The organism is Pseudomonas sp. S2_B10 (genome assembly GCF_054668425.1).
On the sequence record NZ_CP162768.1, the window covers coordinates 3,402,881 to 3,420,560 of the forward strand.

The following is a 17,680-nucleotide window of genomic DNA, read 5'->3' on the forward strand; positions in this document are numbered from 1 at the left end:
AATGTATGGTTTTGAATCCATAATAGACACCACACTTTCAGTGTCGGTGTTTGACCCCAGACAACTCGGTAAGTCCCCTCTCCCCTCTGGGAGAGGGTTAGGGTGAGGGGCTTTTGATCTTCGGGTAATAAAAAAGCCCCGCACTTCTCACGAAGGCGGGGCCTTTTTGCGGCATCAGGATCAGAACAAATCGATCGGCGCCTGTTCATCCGCCGGCAGCGGGCTGCCTGGCACTGCGCCGTTGCCCAGCTCGTTCACCGATGGCGGCGTGTCTTCGGCCTTGAACAGTTCGAAGTACGCACCCGGTGTGCTCGGTGTTGCTGCACGGCCGCTGACCGGGTCTACCCGCAGGCTGAGCAAGCCTTCTGGCTCAGGCTGTACATGCGGCGGCTTGTCTTTCAGCGCGGCCGACATGTAATTCATCCAGATCGGCAGCGCCACAGTACCGCCGAATTCACGGCGACCGAGGCTTTCCGGTTGGTCGAAACCAGTCCACACCGTGGTTACGTAATCAGCGTTGTAGCCAGAGAACCAGGCATCTTTCGATTCGTTGGTGGTACCAGTCTTGCCCGCGATGTCACTGCGGCCCATGGCCAGTGCGCGCCGGCCGGTGCCGAGTTTGATTACGTCCTGCAGCATGCTGTTGAGGATGTAGGTGGTACGTCCATCGACAATCCGTTCGGCCACGGCCGGCGCTTGCGGCACTGCCGGATTGGCCGACGCTTCACCGGCAACCGGAGCGGCATTGACCGTGAACGACTCGGTAGCCGGCGCAGCGATACCGTCGGTCGCCGCGCCACCCTGTGGCACGGTCGGCGGGTTGGCGACGAACAAAGTGTCACCGTTACGGCTTTCGATCTTGTCGATGATGTACGGGGTGATCTTGTAGCCACCGTTGGCAAAGGTGCTCCAGCCAGTGGCGATTTCCATCGGCGTCAGCGTTGCGGTGCCGAGTGCCAGCGACAGGTTCGGCGGCAGGTCCTGCTTGTTGAAGCCGAAGCGGGTGATGTAGTCGATGGTCTTGCCCACGCCCATGGCCTGCAACAGGCGGATCGACACCAGGTTGCGCGACTTGTACAGCGCTTCACGCAGGCGGATCGGGCCGAGGAAGGTGTTGGTGTCGTTCTTCGGGCGCCAGACCTTGTCCAGGTACTCGTCGACGAACACGATCGGCGCATCGTTGACCAGGCTGGCAGCGGTGTAGCCGTTATCCAGCGCGGCGCTGTAAACGAATGGCTTGAAGCTCGAACCCGGCTGACGCTTGGCCTGCATGGCGCGGTTGTAGTTGCTCTGCTCGAAAGCGAAGCCACCCACCAGCGAACGGATCGCACCGTTTTGCGGATCCAGCGACACCAGTGCGCCCTGAGCCTGTGGTATCTGGCTGAATTTCAGCGAATTGTCCGTCTGGCGCTGCACGCGGATCAAATCACCGACCTGCGCCACATCCGACGGCTGGCGCGGGTTGGCGCCCATGCTGTTGGTGTTGAGGAACGGTCGCGCCCATTTCATCGTGTCCCAGGCTACGTGCTCTTCACCGGTGCGGGTCAACACCTGCAGGCCGGTTTTATCGACCTGGGTGACGATCGCAGGTTCGAGGCTGCTGATGGTGCGCTGCTTGGTCAGCTCGCTGGCCCAGGCTTCGCGGGTCTTGCCCGGCAGGCGCGACTCGGGGCCACGGTAGCCGTGGCGCTGGTCGTAGGTCATCAAGCCTTCGTGCAGCGCGGTGTTGGCCATTTCCTGCAGATTGCTTGGCACCGTGGTGGTGACACGGAAGCCTTCGGTGTAGGCGTCGCTGCCATAACGGCCGACCATTTCGGCACGGGCCATTTCGGCGATGTACGGTGCGTTCACTTCCGGGGTCGGCACGTGGTAGCTGGCGTTCAGCGGCTCGTTGATCGCCGCGGTGTAGTCGGCTTCGCTGATCTTGCCCAGCTTATACATGCGCCCGAGGATCCAGTCGCGGCGTTCTTTGCTGCGCGCCGGGTTGGCCAGCGGGTTGAAACGCGACGGTGCTTTTGGCAGACCGGCGATCATCGCCATCTGCGCCAGGCTGATGTCACGGATCGATTTGCCGTAATACACCTGCGCCGCCGCCTCGATGCCGTAGGCGCGGTTGCCCAGGTAGATCTTGTTGACGTACAGCTCAAGAATCTCGTCCTTGGTCAGCTGTCGCTCGATCTGCAGGGCCAGAAGAATTTCGGTGGTTTTGCGCGAGAAGCTGCGCTCGCTGGTGAGGAAGAAGTTCTTCGCCACCTGCATGGTGATGGTGCTGCCGCCGGACTGAATATGCCCGCTCTTGACCAGTTGCGTCGCCGCGCGCATCAGGCTGCTCGGGTCGACGCCATAGTGGTTGGCAAAATTGTCGTCTTCAGCACTTAGTAACGCATTGATGAAGTTGGGCGGAATGTCGGCGAAACGAATCGGTGTACGGCGCATTTCGCCAAATTCTGCGATCAACTTGTTGTCGCTGCTGTATACGCGCAGAGGAATCTGCAACTGAATGCTTCTCAGCGCCTCCACAGACGGCAAACCCGGACTAAGGTAAAGAAAGGCGCCGCTGAGACCTAAGAGCAGTCCGCAGAAAACGGCGACGATGGACCAACCGAAAAATTTCAGCAGACGAATCAAGGCTTTTGGACATCCAGGGCAAAGAATGAATTTGGCACGGGGCTGCGGTTACACACAGAGCCATCCGCGCTGGCAGTAAAAAGCGGAAAAAATCGCTGGGCATTATAAGCACTTTTCCGTCGGGGGCGTCATTTGCGCTTCTGTCAAGACGGGGGTGAAGGAACGCAATGCGTATTACAGAGTCCGTAACTCACGGAAAGTCATAGGGAATTGGTAGTGCTGGGACTCTTCAATAAAAAGACCAATGCGTTACTGGGGATCGACATCAGCTCCACGTCGGTGAAGCTGCTGGAACTGAGCCGTCAGGGCGAGCGCTACCGGGTCGAGGCCTATGCGGTGGAGCCGTTGCCGGCGAACGCCGTGGTCGAAAAGAACATCGCCGACCTCGAAGGCGTCGGCCAGGCGCTGAGCCGGTTGCTGGTGAAAGCGCGAACCGGGGTCAAGAGCGTGGCGGTGGCGGTGGCCGGTTCTGCGGTGATCACCAAGGTCATCGAGATGGACGCCGGGCTGTCTGACGACGAACTGGAAAACCAGCTCAAGATCGAGGCCGACCAATACATTCCCTATCCGCTGGACGAAGTCGCCATCGATTTTGAAGTCCAGGGCGTCTCGCCGCGCAACCCGGATCGGGTCAACGTGCTGCTTGCCGCCTGTCGCAAGGAAAACGTCGAGGTGCGTGAAGCGGCGCTGGCGCTCGCCGGCCTGACCGCGCGGGTGGTGGACGTCGAGGCCTACGCCCTCGAGCGCTCGTTCGGTCTGCTGGCGACGCATCTGGCGGCCTCCCAGGAGCGCCTGACCGTGGCGGTGGTCGACATCGGTGCGACCATGACCACTCTCAGCGTCCTGCACAACGGCAAGATCATCTATACCCGAGAGCAATTGTTCGGCGGACGCCAGCTCACCGAAGAGATCCAGCGCCGCTACGGCCTCACGGTCGAACAGGCGGGCCTAGCGAAAAAACAGGGCGGGCTGCCTGACGATTACGTCAGCGAGGTCTTGCAGCCATTTCGCGAGGCACTGGTGCAGCAAGTCTCGCGTTCGCTGCAGTTCTTCTTCGCCTCCGGCCAGTACAACGCGGTCGACCATATCCTGCTGGCGGGCGGCACCGCCTCGGTGCCCGGGCTGGACCGTCTGATCGAACAGCGGCTGGACACGCCGACGCAGGTCGCCAACCCCTTCGCCGACATGGCCTTGGGCAGCAAGGTCAATGCCGGAGCGCTGGCCAGTGATGCGCCAGCCTTGATGATTGCCTGCGGGCTCGCGCTCAGGAGTTTCGACTGATGGCGCGGATCAACCTTCTCCCCTGGCGCGAGGAACGCCGCGAAGAACGGCGCAAACGCTTTCTGCTGGTACTTATCGGCGTGCTGGCCGGCTCGATCGGCGCGGTGCTGATTGCCGACCAGATCATCACCGCAGCCATCGAGCGGCAAATGGCGCGCAACGATTACATCGGCAAACAGATTGCCGTGGTCGACGAACGCATCAAGCAAATCAGCGAGCTCAAGGCGCGCCGCCAGCAACTGGTCGAGCGCATGCGCATCATCCAGGACCTGCAGGGCAATCGGCAGATCAGCGGGCGGGTCTTCGACCAACTGGCGCGTACCCTGCCGGACGGCGTGTATTTCACCGATGTGAAAATGGCCGGCAAGACCCTGTCCATCAGTGGCGCGGCGGAGTCGAACAACCGGGTCTCCGAGCTGATGCGCAATCTCGACGCGTCCGACTGGTTCGACGCGCCAAGCCTGAATGAGGTCAAGGCCACCAGCGCCGATCAGGTCGAACAGGCCAACGTCTTCCAGCTGACCGTTCGTCAGACCCAGCCCAAGGTTGTGGAGGACGAGCAATGAACGCCTCCGAATGGCTGCAAAGCCTGCGCAATATCGATTTCAACGACCTCGACACCAGCAACATCGGCTCCTGGCCCCCGGCGGTAAAAACCCTGTGCGGTGCGCTGGTGATGGTGTTGATCCTCGCTCTTGGCTATTACTTCTTTATCAGCGATATGGAAAATCAGCTCGACCTCAAGCGCGAAGAGGAAACCACCCTCAAGGAACAATTCGCCAGCAAGGCGCGGCTGTCGGCGAACCTTGAGCTGTATACCCAGCAAATGAAGGAAATGGAAAACACCTTCGGCGTGCTGCTGCGGCAATTGCCCAGCGACACCGAAGTGCCGGGCCTGCTCGAAGACATCACTCGCACCGGTCTGGGCAGCGGCCTGGAATTCGAAGAGATCAAGCTGCTGCCGGAAGTGACCCAGCCGTTCTACATCGAGCTGCCGATCCAGATCACCGTGACAGGCGCCTATCACGACCTCGCGACCTTCGTCAGCGGCGTCGCCGGGCTGCCACGAATTGTCACTCTGCACGATTTCGAACTGGCGCCAGCCAATCCCGAGGGCGGGACGAAGCTGCGCATGAGCATTCTTGCCAAGACGTACCGCTATAACGACAAGGGGCTGGAGAAATGACCCCGATTCGTTATCTCGTCCTGCCCATGATGCTGGCGTTAAGCGGCTGCGGTGGCGGCGATGACTTCAGCGACCTCGACGCGTACCTCAACGAAGTGCGCCTGCGTCCGGCGGGCAGGATTGAACCAACGCCGACATTCCGGTCTTACCCCACATTCACTTACAGCGCCGCCAACCTGCGCAGCCCGTTTTCGCGGCAGGCGCGGGTCGATCTGGCCGGGCAGAAACACGGTTCGCGCAACGTCAAACCCGACCCCAATCGGGTCAAGCAATACCTTGAAGGGTTCAATATCGAGCAGTTCGAAATGGTCGGCACGATTGCCAATGCCTCGGGCTCGTTTGCGCTGTTGCGCGGCGCAGGCGGGGTGCATCGTCTCAAGGTCGGAGACTACCTGGGCCGCAACGACGGCCGCATCGTCGCCATCAGCCCTACCCAGGTCGATGTCGTCGAGATCGTGCCCGACGGCGCCGGCGCCTGGCTGGAGCGGCCGCGCACCATTCCTTTGAAAGAGCACTCATAGTGGAAGTCGAATAATGAACAGGATTTTCTCCACCCTCGGTTTTTCGCTATGGATAGCGCTGGTGTCACCGATGGTAATGGCGGCCAGTCTGAAAGCGCTGGATGTTGCCGCGCTGCCGGGTGACCGCGTCGAACTGAAGCTGTCGTTCGACGGCCCGCCACCACAGCCCAAGGGCTACACAACCGAGTCACCGGCACGCATTGCACTGGATCTGCCGGGCGTGACCAGCCAGATGGCCAACAAGAATCTTGATCTGGGCAGCGGCAACGCGCGCACGGCCACGGTGGCCGAAGCCAAGGATCGCACGCGGCTGATTGTCAGCCTGACGCAGTTGGCGCCTTACAGCACGCGGGTCGAGGGCAATAATCTGTTTGTGGTGGTCGGTCAGGGCGCCTCCACGACAGCGCCGCGCCCGGCTGCCGTTGCACCGCGTGCCGCCATGGCCGCTGCGGCACCGGCCAGACCAGCCGCGCAACGCAGCAGGGCGATTCGCGGTGTCGATTTCCAGCGCGGCACCGAGGGCGAGGGCAACGTAGTCATCGACCTCTCTGATCCGACCATCGCCCCGGATATCCAGGAGCACGATGGCAAGATCATCCTCAGCTTCGCCCGCACGCAATTGCCGGAAAAGCTGCGCGTGCGCCTCGACGTCAAGGATTTCGCCACGCCGGTGCAGTTCGTCAATGCCGCGGTAACCGGTGATCGCGCAGTGATCAGCGTCGAGCCCAGCGGCACCTTCGACTATTCCACATTCCAGACCGACAACAAGCTCACCGTGAGCGTTCGGCCGATGAGCATCGACGACCTGCAAAAGCGCAACGCCGACCGTCAGGCCTATGTCGGCGACAAGCTCTCGCTGAATTTTCAGGACATCGACGTGCGCTCGGTGCTGCAACTGATCGCGGACTTCACCAATCTCAATCTGGTGGCGAGCGATACGGTGCAGGGCGGTATCACTTTGCGCCTGCAGAACGTGCCGTGGGATCAGGCACTGGATCTGGTGCTGAAAACCAAGGGGCTGGACAAGCGCAAGATCGGCAACGTGCTGCTGGTCGCGCCGGCCGATGAAATTGCCGCTCGCGAGCGTCAGGAACTGGAATCGCAGAAGCAGATCGCCGAGCTGGCGCCCCTGCGTCGCGAGCTGCTGCAAGTCAATTACGCCAAGGCAGCGGACATCGCCAAGCTGTTCCAGTCGGTGACCAGCGCCGAGGCCAAGGTCGACGAGCGCGGTTCGATTACCGTCGATGAGCGAACCAACAACATCATTGCCTACCAGACCCAGGATCGCCTCGACGAACTCCGGCGGATCGTCGCGCAGCTGGATATTCCGGTACGCCAGGTGATGATCGAGGCGCGCATCGTTGAGGCCAACGTCGATTATGACAAGAGCCTGGGCGTGCGCTGGGGCGGTTCGGTGCAGAACAAGGGCAACTGGAACGCCTCCGGGGTCAACGGTTCGTCGAGCACTATCGGTACGCCGGGCAGCACCGGCACCAACTCGCCGTTCGTCGACATGGGCACGGTCAATAACACTTCGGGGATCGGCATTGCTTTCATCACCGACAACGTACTGCTGGATCTCGAACTGACGGCGATGGAAAAGACCGGCAACGGCGAAATCGTCTCGCAGCCGAAGGTGGTCACCTCGGACAAGGAAACCGCGAAGATCCTCAAAGGCACCGAGATTCCCTATCAGGAGGCGAGCTCCAGCGGCGCGACCTCGGTGTCGTTCAAGGAGGCTTCGCTGTCACTGGAAGTCACCCCGCAGATCACCCCGGACAACCGCATCATCATGGAGGTCAAGGTCACCAAGGATGAGCCGGACTACCTGAACAAAGTGCAGGATGTGCCGCCGATCAAGAAAAACGAGGTCAACGCCAAAGTGCTGGTAAATGACGGCGAGACCATCGTAATCGGCGGTGTTTTTTCAAATACTCAGAGCAAGGTCGTAGATAAGGTGCCATTTCTTGGCGATGTGCCGTATCTTGGCCGCCTTTTCCGGCGTGATGTGGTTTCGGAGAAAAAATCCGAGCTGCTGGTATTTCTCACTCCGCGTATCATGAATAACCAGGCGATTGCTGTGAGTCGTTGATTCTGTGCGAAATTTGATACTTGTAGGACCGATGGGTGCTGGCAAAAGCACCATCGGCCGATTGCTGGCCAAAGAGCTGCGCCTGCCGTTCAAGGATTCCGACAAGGAAATTGAGCTGCGCACGGGTGCCAATATCCCATGGATCTTCGACAAGGAAGGCGAGCCCGGCTTTCGTGACCGCGAGCAGGCGATGATCGCCGAGCTCTGCGCGTTCGATGGTGTGGTGCTGGCGACCGGCGGCGGCGCGGTGATGCGTGATGCCAATCGCAAGGCCCTGCATGAAGGCGGGCGCGTAGTGTATCTGCACGCCTCCGTCGAGCAGCAGGTCGGCCGCACCTCCCGCGATCGCAATCGGCCGCTGCTGCGTACCGCCGATCCGGCGAAAACCCTGCGCGACCTGCTCGAGATCCGGGATCCGCTTTATCGGGAAATTGCCGACCTGGTGGTGGAAACCGACGAGCGGCCGCCACGCATGGTGGTGCTCGACATTCTCGACCGTCTCGCGCAGTTGCCACCCCGTTAAAGCATCGCCCGAAATGCGCTATCCTCGGCGTCCTGTCAGCGCCCGCCGAGGGTGTGGCGGATGCCGGGCGAGCGGCGTCATACCGCTACGAGCCGCAGAACACCAATAATTTCAGGGCAGGATGCCTGCTTCCATCTTCACTGTGGGGACACATGCAGACACTCAAGGTCGATCTAGGCGAGCGCAGCTACCCGATTCATATTGGCGAAGGTCTGTTGGATCAGCCGGAACTGCTGGCGCCGCATATCCACGGGCGGCAGGTGGCAATCATCTCCAACGAAACCGTCGCGCCGCTCTATCTCGAACGTCTGACCCGCAGCCTTGCGCAGTTTTCGGTTATCTCGGTGGTGTTGCCTGACGGCGAAGCCTTCAAGAACTGGGAAACCCTGCAACTGATTTTCGACGGTTTGCTGACCGCCCGTCATGACCGCCGCACCACCGTGATCGCCTTGGGCGGCGGGGTGATCGGCGACATGGCCGGTTTCGCTGCCGCCTGTTATCAGCGCGGTGTCGATTTCATCCAGATTCCTACCACGCTGCTGTCGCAGGTCGATTCCTCGGTCGGCGGTAAGACCGGGATCAACCATCCGCTGGGCAAGAACATGGTCGGCGCGTTCTATCAGCCGAACGTGGTGCTGATCGATACCGCATCGCTGAAAACCCTGCCGCAGCGCGAGCTGTCGGCGGGCCTGGCGGAAGTCATCAAGTACGGCCTGATCTGCGACGAACCATTCCTGACCTGGCTCGAAGAAAACGTCGACGCCCTGCGCGCGCTGGATCAAACCGCGCTGACCTATGCGATCGAGCGTTCCTGCGCGGCCAAGGCTGCGGTGGTCGGCGCCGATGAAAAGGAAACCGGCGTACGCGCCACGCTCAACCTCGGCCACACCTTCGGCCACGCCATCGAAACCCACATGGGCTATGGTGTCTGGCTGCATGGCGAGGCGGTGGCGGCGGGCACGGTGATGGCGCTGGAAATGTCCGCGCGCCTGGGCTGGATCAGCGAGCAGGAGCGTGACCGCGGCATTCGTCTGTTCCAGCGGGCCGGTCTGCCGGTCATTCCGCCTGAAGAGATGAGCGAAGCCGATTTTCTCCAACACATGGCAATTGATAAAAAAGTGATCGACGGTCGTCTGCGCCTGGTGCTGCTGCGCCGGATGGGCGAAGCGGTAGTGACCGACGATTATCCGAAAGAGGTTCTACAGGCCACGCTGGGAGCGGATTACCGCGCCCTGGCTCAGCTTAAAGGTTAAAACGATTCCGATGACTAGTTTGCATGCCGACGAGGCGTTTCTCGGCCATTTCCAGTTAAGTCACGACCCGTTCGCGCCACGGGTGCCGGGCTTCAAATTCTTCCCGGCCCAGCGCAAACCGGTGCTGGGTCAACTGCATCATCTGGCGCGTTACAGCCAGTTGCTGCTGGTGGTCACCGGCCCGCAGGGCAGCGGCAAGACCCTGCTGCGGCAAGCGCTCGTTGCCAGTACCAACAAGCAATCGGTGCAGAGCGTGGTGGTTTCCGCCCGTGGCGCCGGTGATGCGGCCGGCGTGCTGCGCCAGGTGGCGCAGGCGCTGGATGTCGCTCAGGCCGAAGTCGGCGCGATTCTCGAGCAGGTGGTGCAACTGGGTCTGACCGGGCAGGAAGTCTATCTGCTCGTGGACGATGCCGAGCAGCTCGACGAGTCCGCGCTGGAAGCATTGATGGCGCTCGGCGCCGGCACGCCGGAAGGTCGTCCGCATGTGTTCCTGTTCGGCGAGTCGTCGCTGATCGCTCAGCTTGAGGCGTTGCAGCTCGAAGAAGAGCGTTTCCACGTCATCGAATTGCAGCCGTACACCGAAGAAGAGACCCGCGAATATCTCGACCAGCGGCTGGAAGGCGCGGGCCGGGGTGTCGAACTTTTCACCGCAGATCAGATCTCTGATATTCACGAAAGCTCCGAGGGCTGGCCGGGCAACATCAACCAGGTCGCTCGCGATGCACTGATCGAAGTCATGATTGCCAGCCGCTCCGCGGTCAAGCGTCCAAGTATGGGGTTCAACATGCCGAAGAAACACGTATTGGCGATTTCCGCCGTCGTTGTGGTCGCGGTTGCCGCCGCCTGGCTGATGCCGGGTCGCAGCAAGGCACCGACCACCGGTGCTCCGGCCAATGAACAGGCGCAACTGCCATTGGGTCAGGGTGCAGCGAACGGCGCCAACCCGTCCGTCGAATTCGCCGGCAACACCCAGCCGATGCCGCTGCCATTGGTCGGCAACTCGCAGCCGGTCATGCGTGGCCCGCTGGCAGAAGCCGCCGGTGGCATCACCGAAGGCGACGACGGCGTGCCCCTGGAAGGCTCCAGCGATACGCCGCCGACCGTAACCACCTCCGCACCGCCTGCGGGCGTTCCGGCCGGTCCCGCGCCGACACCGGCTCCGACCCCTGCCGCCAAACCGGCACCAACACCGGCACCGGCACCGACGCAGATCGCCACGGCCAAGCCTGCTCCGGCCACGCCAGCGCCAGCCGCGAAACCGGCTCCTGCTCCGGCCAAGCCTGCCGACAAGCCGGTCACCGTGGCCAAGGCTGCCGGTGGCAGCTGGTACGCCGGTCAGCCGACCAGCAACTATGTCGTACAGATCCTCGGTACCAGCTCGGAAACCGCTGCGCAGAACTTCGTCAAGGAGCAGGGCGGCGAGTACCGTTATTTCAAGAAAGTCCTCAACGGCAAGCCGCTTTACGTGATCACCTATGGCAACTTTGCCAATCGTGATGCGGCCGTTTCTGCCATCAAGGCCTTGCCAGCGAAGGTTCAGGCTGGTAAACCTTGGCCTCGCACTGTCGCCAGCGTCCAACAGGAACTGGCAACAACTCGCTGAAGATTCGGCGGCCTTACCCAGGCCGCCTCTCCAAGCACCTCAAAATTTCTACGAGTGCGCGCCGCCTCTAGGGACGGTTGGCGCTTGCTGACGACCGCGACGCCGCCCCATTTTTTGCTGGGCAAGGCGCGAGGAACGCAGTTTGGTTTTTCCAAATAAGTTCCGAGCAACGCTGCCCAGCGAAAAATGGGGCGCGTCCCTTCGGGTTGCGCGCCAACGTGTGCGAGGCTGCGTTGCGGGATTTGCCAAGGGAACAACCATTGGCAGCATCCCGCGCCTTGCCTCGCACACGTTGGCGTGCAACGCGGTTCGCCAGCAAGCGCCAACCGTCCCTGCGGTCGCGTGCCTTGTGGTGTCTGCGTCACAGTAGTCTTTGAGTCGTTGCGGTCAAAATTAAAAAAGTTTTGACTAGCACAGCAGATCGCTTTAAACCTTTCACAAATGCGACATGAATTTGCGACAGTTCGTCGTCAAATTTGTGAGCCTCTGTGTCGCTGTGTACAATGACCACCCTTTTGCCCCCGCTAAGCCGGCGTACGTTCGGCGCGGAACGCAAGTGGTTGAATTGAAAAGAAATTTGCCTCGAATAGAGGCAGCCTGGTGAGAAAGTGTCTATGAAAGCAGGTCTGTACCAACCAGATGAATTCAAGGATAACTGCGGTTTCGGCCTGATAGCTCATATGCAGGGCGAGCCCAGTCATACCCTTTTGCAAACGGCCATTGAGGCCCTGACCTGCATGACCCACCGCGGTGGGATTAATGCCGACGGCAAGACCGGTGACGGTTGCGGTCTGCTGATTCAAAAACCCGACGCCTTCCTGCGAGCCATTGCCCAGGAAAGCTTCGGCGTCGAAATGCCCAAGCAATATGCCGTGGGCATGGTGTTCTTCAATCAGGATCCGGCCAAGGCCGAAGCCGCTCGCGAGAACATGAACCGCGAGATCCTCGCCGAAGGCCTGCAACTGATCGGCTGGCGCCAAGTGCCGATCGACACCAGCGTCCTCGGCCGCCTGGCCCTTGAGCGCCTGCCGCAGATCGAGCAGGTCTACATCGGCGGCGAAGGCCTGAGCGATCAGGACATGGCGGTGAAGCTGTTCAGCGCCCGTCGCCGTTCGTCGGTGGCCAACGCCGCTGACACCGACCACTACATCTGCAGCTTTTCGCACAAGACCATCATCTATAAAGGCCTGATGATGCCGGCCGACCTGGCCGCGTTCTATCCGGACCTGAGTGACGAGCGCCTGCAAACCGCGATCTGCGTGTTCCACCAGCGCTTCTCCACCAACACCCTGCCGAAATGGCCGCTGGCGCAGCCATTCCGCTTCCTCGCCCACAACGGCGAAATCAACACCATCACCGGTAACCGCAACTGGGCGCAGGCCCGTCGGACCAAGTTCACCAATGATCTGATGGATCTGGAAGAGCTCGGCCCGCTGGTCAACCGTGTCGGTTCCGACTCCTCGAGCATGGACAACATGCTCGAACTGATGGTCACCGGTGGCATCGACCTGTTCCGTGGCGTGCGGATGATCATTCCGCCAGCGTGGCAGAACGTCGAAACCATGGACCCGGATCTGCGTGCGTTCTACGAGTACAACTCGATGCACATGGAACCGTGGGACGGCCCGGCCGGCGTGGTGATGACCGATGGTCGCTACGCGGTGTGCCTGCTCGACCGTAACGGTCTGCGTCCGGCGCGCTGGGTGACCACCAAGAATGGTTTCATCACCCTCGCCTCGGAAATCGGCGTGTGGAACTACCAGCCTGAAGACGTGCTCGCCAAGGGTCGCGTCGGCCCGGGCCAGATTTTCGCCGTGGATACCGAGACCGGGCAGATCCTCGACACCGATGCGATCGACAACCGTCTGAAATCCCGTCATCCGTACAAGCAATGGCTGCGCAAGAATGCCCTGCGCATTCAGGCGACCATGGAAGACAATGACCACGGTTCGGCTTTCTACGACGTCGACCAGCTCAAGCAGTACATGAAGATGTATCAGGTCACGTTCGAAGAGCGTGATCAGGTGCTGCGTCCGCTTGGCGAGCAAGGTTACGAAGCCGTGGGCTCGATGGGCGACGACACGCCGATGGCCGTGCTGTCCCAGCGTGTGCGCACGCCGTACGACTATTTCCGCCAGCAGTTCGCGCAGGTCACCAACCCGCCGATCGACCCGCTGCGTGAAGCGATCGTGATGTCGCTGGAAATCTGCCTCGGTGCCGAGCGCAACATTTTCCAGGAGTCGCCGGAACACGCCTCGCGCGTGATCCTCAGCTCGCCAGTGATCTCTCCGGCCAAGTGGCGCTCGCTGATGAACCTCGACCGTCCGGGTTTCGAACGGGCGATCATCGACCTCAACTACGACGAAAGCCTTGGCCTCGAAGCGGCGATCCGCAACGTTGCCGATCAGGCTGAAGAAGCCGTGCGCGCCGGGCGTACCCAGATCGTCCTGAGCGACCGTCATATCGCCCCGGGCAAGCTGCCGATCCACGCCTCCCTGGCGACCGGTGCCGTGCACCACCGCCTGACTGAAAAAGGCCTGCGTTGCGATTCCAACATCCTCGTTGAAACCGCGACCGCCCGTGACCCGCATCACTTCGCCGTGCTGATCGGTTTCGGCGCCTCGGCTGTCTATCCGTTCCTGGCCTACGAAGTATTGGGCGACCTGATTCGTACCGGTGAAGTCCTGGGCGACCTCTACGAGGTGTTCAAGAACTACCGCAAGGGCATCACCAAAGGCCTGCTCAAGATCCTGTCGAAGATGGGTATCTCGACCATCGCTTCGTACCGTGGTGCGCAGCTGTTCGAGGCCATTGGTCTGTCCGAAGAAGTCTGCGAACTGAGCTTCCGTGGTGTGCCAAGCCGGATCAAGGGTGCGCGTTTCGTCGACATCGAAGCCGAGCAGAAAGCCCTCGCCGTCGAAGCCTGGAGCCCGCGCAAGCCGATCCAGCAGGGCGGTCTGCTGAAGTTCGTCCACGGTGGCGAATATCACGCGTACAACCCGGACGTGGTCAACACCCTGCAAGCCGCTGTGCAGCAGGGCGACTACGCCAAGTTCAAGGAATACACCTCACTGGTGGACAACCGTCCGGTGTCGATGATTCGCGACCTGTTCAAGGTCAAGACCCTCGACACGCCGCTGGACATCAGTGAAGTCGAGCCGCTGGAATCGGTGCTCAAGCGCTTCGACTCCGCCGGTATCTCGCTCGGCGCGCTGTCGCCGGAAGCTCACGAAGCCCTGGCCGAAGCCATGAACCGCCTCGGCGCGCGTTCCAACTCCGGCGAAGGTGGTGAAGATCCGGCGCGTTACGGCACCATCAAAAGTTCGAAAATCAAGCAGGTCGCGACTGGCCGTTTCGGTGTAACCCCGGAATACCTGGTCAATGCCGAAGTGCTGCAGATCAAGGTCGCCCAAGGCGCCAAGCCGGGCGAGGGCGGGCAACTGCCGGGCGGCAAGGTCAACGGGCTGATCGCCAAACTGCGTTACGCAGTGCCGGGCGTGACCCTGATTTCGCCACCGCCGCACCACGATATCTACTCGATCGAAGACTTGTCGCAACTGATCTTTGACCTCAAGCAGGTCAACCCGCAGGCGCTGGTTTCGGTGAAACTCGTAGCTGAAGCGGGCGTCGGCACCATCGCCGCCGGTGTGGCCAAGGCCTATGCCGACCTGATCACCATTTCCGGTTACGACGGCGGTACCGGTGCTTCGCCGCTGACTTCGATCAAATACGCGGGCGCACCTTGGGAACTCGGCCTCGCTGAAACCCACCAGACCCTGCGCGGCAACGACCTGCGCGGCAAAGTCCGGGTGCAGACCGACGGCGGCCTGAAAACCGGCCTCGACGTGATCAAAGCGGCAATCCTCGGCGCCGAGAGCTTCGGCTTCGGTACCGCGCCGATGATCGCACTGGGCTGCAAATACCTGCGCATCTGCCACCTGAACAACTGCGCCACTGGCGTCGCGACGCAGAACGAGAAGCTGCGCAAGGATCACTACATCGGCACCGTCGACATGGTGGTGAATTTCTTCACCTACGTCGCCGAAGAAACCCGTGAGTGGCTGGCCAAGCTTGGTGTGCGCTCCCTCGAAGAGCTGATCGGTCGCACTGATCTGCTGGAAATCCTCGAAGGCCAGACCGCCAAGCAACATCACCTGGACCTGACCCCGCTGCTGGGCAGCGATCACATCCCGGCGGACAAACCGCAGTTCTGCGGCGTCGAGCGCAACCCGCCGTTCGATAAAGGTCTGCTGGCGGAGAAGATGGTCGAGCTGGCCTCGTCGGCGATCAACGACCTCAGCGGTGCCGAGTTCGAGCTGGATATCTGCAACTGCGACCGTTCGATCGGCGCGCGGATCTCCGGCGAAATCGCGCGCAAGCATGGCAACCAGGGGATGGCGAAAGCGCCGATCACCTTCCGCTTCAAGGGCACGGCAGGTCAGAGCTTCGGTGTGTGGAACGCCGGCGGTCTGAACATGTACCTGGAAGGCGACGCCAACGACTACGTCGGCAAAGGCATGACCGGCGGCAAGCTGGTCATCGTGCCGCCGAAGGGCAGCGTTTATAAAACTCAGGAAAGCGCCATTATCGGCAACACCTGCCTGTACGGTGCCACTGGCGGCAAGTTGTTCGCCGCCGGCACCGCAGGCGAGCGTTTCGCCGTGCGTAACTCCGGTGCCCACAGCGTCGTGGAAGGCACTGGCGATCACTGCTGCGAGTACATGACCGGTGGTTTCGTCTGCGTGCTGGGCAAGACCGGTTACAACTTCGGTTCTGGCATGACCGGTGGTTTCGCCTACGTGCTCGATCAGGACAACACCTTCGTTGACCGGGTCAATCACGAACTGGTGGAAATCCAGCGGATCAGCGGCGAGGCGATGGAAGCCTATCGCAGCCACCTGCAGAACGTGCTGAACGAGTACGTCGCCGAAACCGACAGCGAGTGGGGTCGTGAACTCGCCGAGAACCTCGACGATTACTTGCGGCGTTTCTGGTTGGTCAAGCCCAAGGCTGCCAGCTTGAAAACCCTGCTTTCCAGCACTCGTGCCAACCCGCAGTGATATGCGCCTGAAGAGTTTGATGAGGTTTTAACAATGGCTGAACGTCTGAATAACGACTTCCAGTTCATCGATGTCGGGCGCAAGGATCCGAAGAAGAAACTGTTGCGTCAACGCAAGAAAGAGTTCGTCGAAATCTACGAACCGTTCAAACCCCAGCAGTCGGCCGATCAGGCCCACCGCTGCTTGGGTTGCGGCAACCCGTATTGCGAATGGAAGTGCCCGGTGCACAACTTCATTCCCAACTGGCTCAAATTGGTCGCCGAGGGCAACATCCTCCAGGCCGCCGAGTTGTCGCACCAGACCAATACCCTGCCGGAAGTCTGCGGCCGGGTGTGCCCGCAGGATCGTCTGTGCGAGGGTGCCTGCACCCTCAACGACGGCTTCGGCGCGGTGACCATCGGTTCGGTCGAGAAGTACATCACCGACACCGCGTTCGCCATGGGCTGGCGCCCGGACATGTCCAAGGTCAAGCCGACCGGCAAACGTGTCGCGATCATCGGCGCAGGCCCGGCGGGTCTGGGTTGCGCCGACGTGCTGGTGCGTGGCGGTGTAACCCCGGTGGTGTTCGACAAGAACCCGGAAATCGGTGGCCTGCTGACCTTCGGCATCCCCGAGTTCAAGCTGGAAAAGACCGTGCTGAGCAATCGTCGCGAAGTCTTCACCGGCATGGGCATCGAGTTCCGTCTCAACACCGAAGTCGGTAAAGACGTGACCATGGAACAACTGCTCGCCGAATACGACGCGGTGTTCATGGGCATGGGCACCTACACCTACATGAAGGGCGGTTTTGCCGGGGAGGATCTGCCGGGCGTTTATGACGCGCTGGATTTCCTCATCGCCAACGTCAACCGCAACCTGGGCTTTGAAAAGTCGCCGGAAGATTTCGTCGACATGAAAGGCAAGAAGGTCGTGGTACTCGGCGGCGGCGACACGGCGATGGACTGCAACCGCACCTCGATCCGTCAGGGCGCCAAGTCGGTGACCTGTGCCTATCGTCGTGACGAAGCGAACATGCCCGGCTCGCGCAAAGAGGTGAAGAACGCCAAGGAAGAAGGCGTGAAATTCCTCTACAACCGCCAGCCGATCGCCATCATCGGTGAAGACAAGGTCGAAGGCGTGAAGGTGGTCGAGACCCGTCTCGGCGAACCGGATGCCCGTGGCCGTCGCAGCCCCGAGCCGATCCCGGGTTCCGAAGAGATCATCCCGGCCGATGCCGTGGTCATCGCCTTCGGCTTCCGCCCGAGCCCGGCGCCGTGGTTCGAACAGTTCGAGATCCAGACCGACAGCCAGGGCCGCGTTGTTGCGCCTGAGCAAGGTCAGTACAAGCACCAGACCAGCAACCCGAAAATCTTCGCCGGCGGCGACATGGTGCGCGGTTCCGACCTGGTGGTGACGGCGATCTTCGAGGGGCGCAATGCGGCTGAAGGGATCCTCGATTACCTGGGTGTCTGATCACTTTCCAAAATTGGAATGGGATTAATTGTGGGAGCGAGCCTGCTCGCGAAAGCGGTGGATCAGTCAACAGAGATGTTG

The 17,680-nt window shown here is 61.1% G+C and carries 11 protein-coding genes; 10 read left to right on the forward strand and 1 reads right to left on the reverse strand.

Annotated features, from left to right (window positions below; genetic code table 11):
• Window positions 1-180: 180 nt before the first annotated feature.
• Window positions 181-2,625, reverse strand: a complete 2,445-nt coding sequence (locus tag AB4O45_RS15295; RefSeq protein WP_375709703.1) for a penicillin-binding protein 1A — start codon at window positions 2,623-2,625, stop codon at window positions 181-183.
• 219 nt (window positions 2,626-2,844) lie between these two features.
• On the opposite strand from AB4O45_RS15295, the gene AB4O45_RS15300 reads away from it, so the two are divergent.
• From AB4O45_RS15300 to AB4O45_RS15345, 10 genes are all read left to right on the forward strand, one after another.
• Entirely contained in the window at window positions 2,845-3,909 is a 1,065-nt protein-coding gene (locus AB4O45_RS15300; protein ID WP_056787331.1) for a pilus assembly protein PilM, read from the forward strand.
• Entirely contained in the window at window positions 3,909-4,475 is a 567-nt protein-coding gene (locus AB4O45_RS15305) for a PilN domain-containing protein (RefSeq protein WP_056787334.1), read from the forward strand. Before AB4O45_RS15300 ends, AB4O45_RS15305 begins: the two co-directional genes overlap by 1 nt.
• Window positions 4,472-5,095 carry a type 4a pilus biogenesis protein PilO gene (pilO, locus tag AB4O45_RS15310; RefSeq protein WP_041477570.1) on the forward strand — a complete coding sequence of 208 codons (624 nt, stop codon included), beginning with the start codon at window positions 4,472-4,474 and terminating at the stop codon, window positions 5,093-5,095. The genes AB4O45_RS15305 and pilO overlap by 4 nt, the downstream gene beginning before the upstream one ends.
• Window positions 5,092-5,616 (forward strand): pilus assembly protein PilP, encoded by a 525-nt coding sequence (locus tag AB4O45_RS15315; protein ID WP_041477571.1) that lies wholly within the window; start codon window positions 5,092-5,094, stop codon window positions 5,614-5,616. The genes pilO and AB4O45_RS15315 overlap by 4 nt, the downstream gene beginning before the upstream one ends.
• Window positions 5,617-5,629: 13 nt before the next feature.
• Complete coding sequence (gene pilQ / locus AB4O45_RS15320) at window positions 5,630-7,708, forward strand: type IV pilus secretin PilQ (RefSeq protein WP_406228076.1); 2,079 nt, start codon at window positions 5,630-5,632, stop codon at window positions 7,706-7,708.
• Between the two features lie 4 nt (window positions 7,709-7,712).
• Window positions 7,713-8,231: a shikimate kinase AroK gene (gene aroK, locus AB4O45_RS15325; RefSeq protein WP_024011270.1), complete on the forward strand. Its 519-nt coding sequence runs from the start codon at window positions 7,713-7,715 to the stop codon at window positions 8,229-8,231.
• Between the two features lie 152 nt (window positions 8,232-8,383).
• The gene (gene aroB, locus AB4O45_RS15330; protein WP_041477573.1) at window positions 8,384-9,484 is read left to right on the forward strand and encodes a 3-dehydroquinate synthase; all 1,101 of its coding nucleotides are present in this window, start codon (window positions 8,384-8,386) and stop codon (window positions 9,482-9,484) included.
• A gap of 10 nt (window positions 9,485-9,494) precedes the next feature.
• Window positions 9,495-11,087, forward strand: a complete 1,593-nt coding sequence (locus AB4O45_RS15335) for an AAA family ATPase (RefSeq protein WP_252877286.1) — start codon at window positions 9,495-9,497, stop codon at window positions 11,085-11,087.
• Window positions 11,088-11,701: 614 nt separating this feature from the next.
• Complete coding sequence (gene gltB / locus AB4O45_RS15340) at window positions 11,702-16,147, forward strand: glutamate synthase large subunit (protein ID WP_460160257.1); 4,446 nt, start codon at window positions 11,702-11,704, stop codon at window positions 16,145-16,147.
• A gap of 33 nt (window positions 16,148-16,180) precedes the next feature.
• Window positions 16,181-17,599 carry an FAD-dependent oxidoreductase gene (locus tag AB4O45_RS15345; protein ID WP_095181026.1) on the forward strand — a complete coding sequence of 473 codons (1,419 nt, stop codon included), beginning with the start codon at window positions 16,181-16,183 and terminating at the stop codon, window positions 17,597-17,599.
• The last annotated feature ends 81 nt before the right edge of the window (window positions 17,600-17,680 follow it).

What these genes read in the sequence shown, in the direction of transcription:
- AB4O45_RS15305 (WP_056787334.1), top strand. Translation starts at nt 3,909, where the DNA reads ATGGCGCGGATCAACCTTCTCCCCTGGCGCGAGGAACGCCGCGAAGAA.
- pilQ (WP_406228076.1), top strand. Translation starts at nt 5,630, where the DNA reads ATGAACAGGATTTTCTCCACCCTCGGTTTTTCGCTATGGATAGCGCTG.
- gltB (WP_460160257.1), top strand. Translation starts at nt 11,702, where the DNA reads ATGAAAGCAGGTCTGTACCAACCAGATGAATTCAAGGATAACTGCGGT.
- pilO (WP_041477570.1), top strand. Translation starts at nt 4,472, where the DNA reads ATGAACGCCTCCGAATGGCTGCAAAGCCTGCGCAATATCGATTTCAAC.
- aroB (WP_041477573.1), top strand. Translation starts at nt 8,384, where the DNA reads ATGCAGACACTCAAGGTCGATCTAGGCGAGCGCAGCTACCCGATTCAT.
- AB4O45_RS15345 (WP_095181026.1), top strand. Translation starts at nt 16,181, where the DNA reads ATGGCTGAACGTCTGAATAACGACTTCCAGTTCATCGATGTCGGGCGC.
- AB4O45_RS15315 (WP_041477571.1), top strand. Translation starts at nt 5,092, where the DNA reads ATGACCCCGATTCGTTATCTCGTCCTGCCCATGATGCTGGCGTTAAGC.
- AB4O45_RS15335 (WP_252877286.1), top strand. Translation starts at nt 9,495, where the DNA reads ATGACTAGTTTGCATGCCGACGAGGCGTTTCTCGGCCATTTCCAGTTA.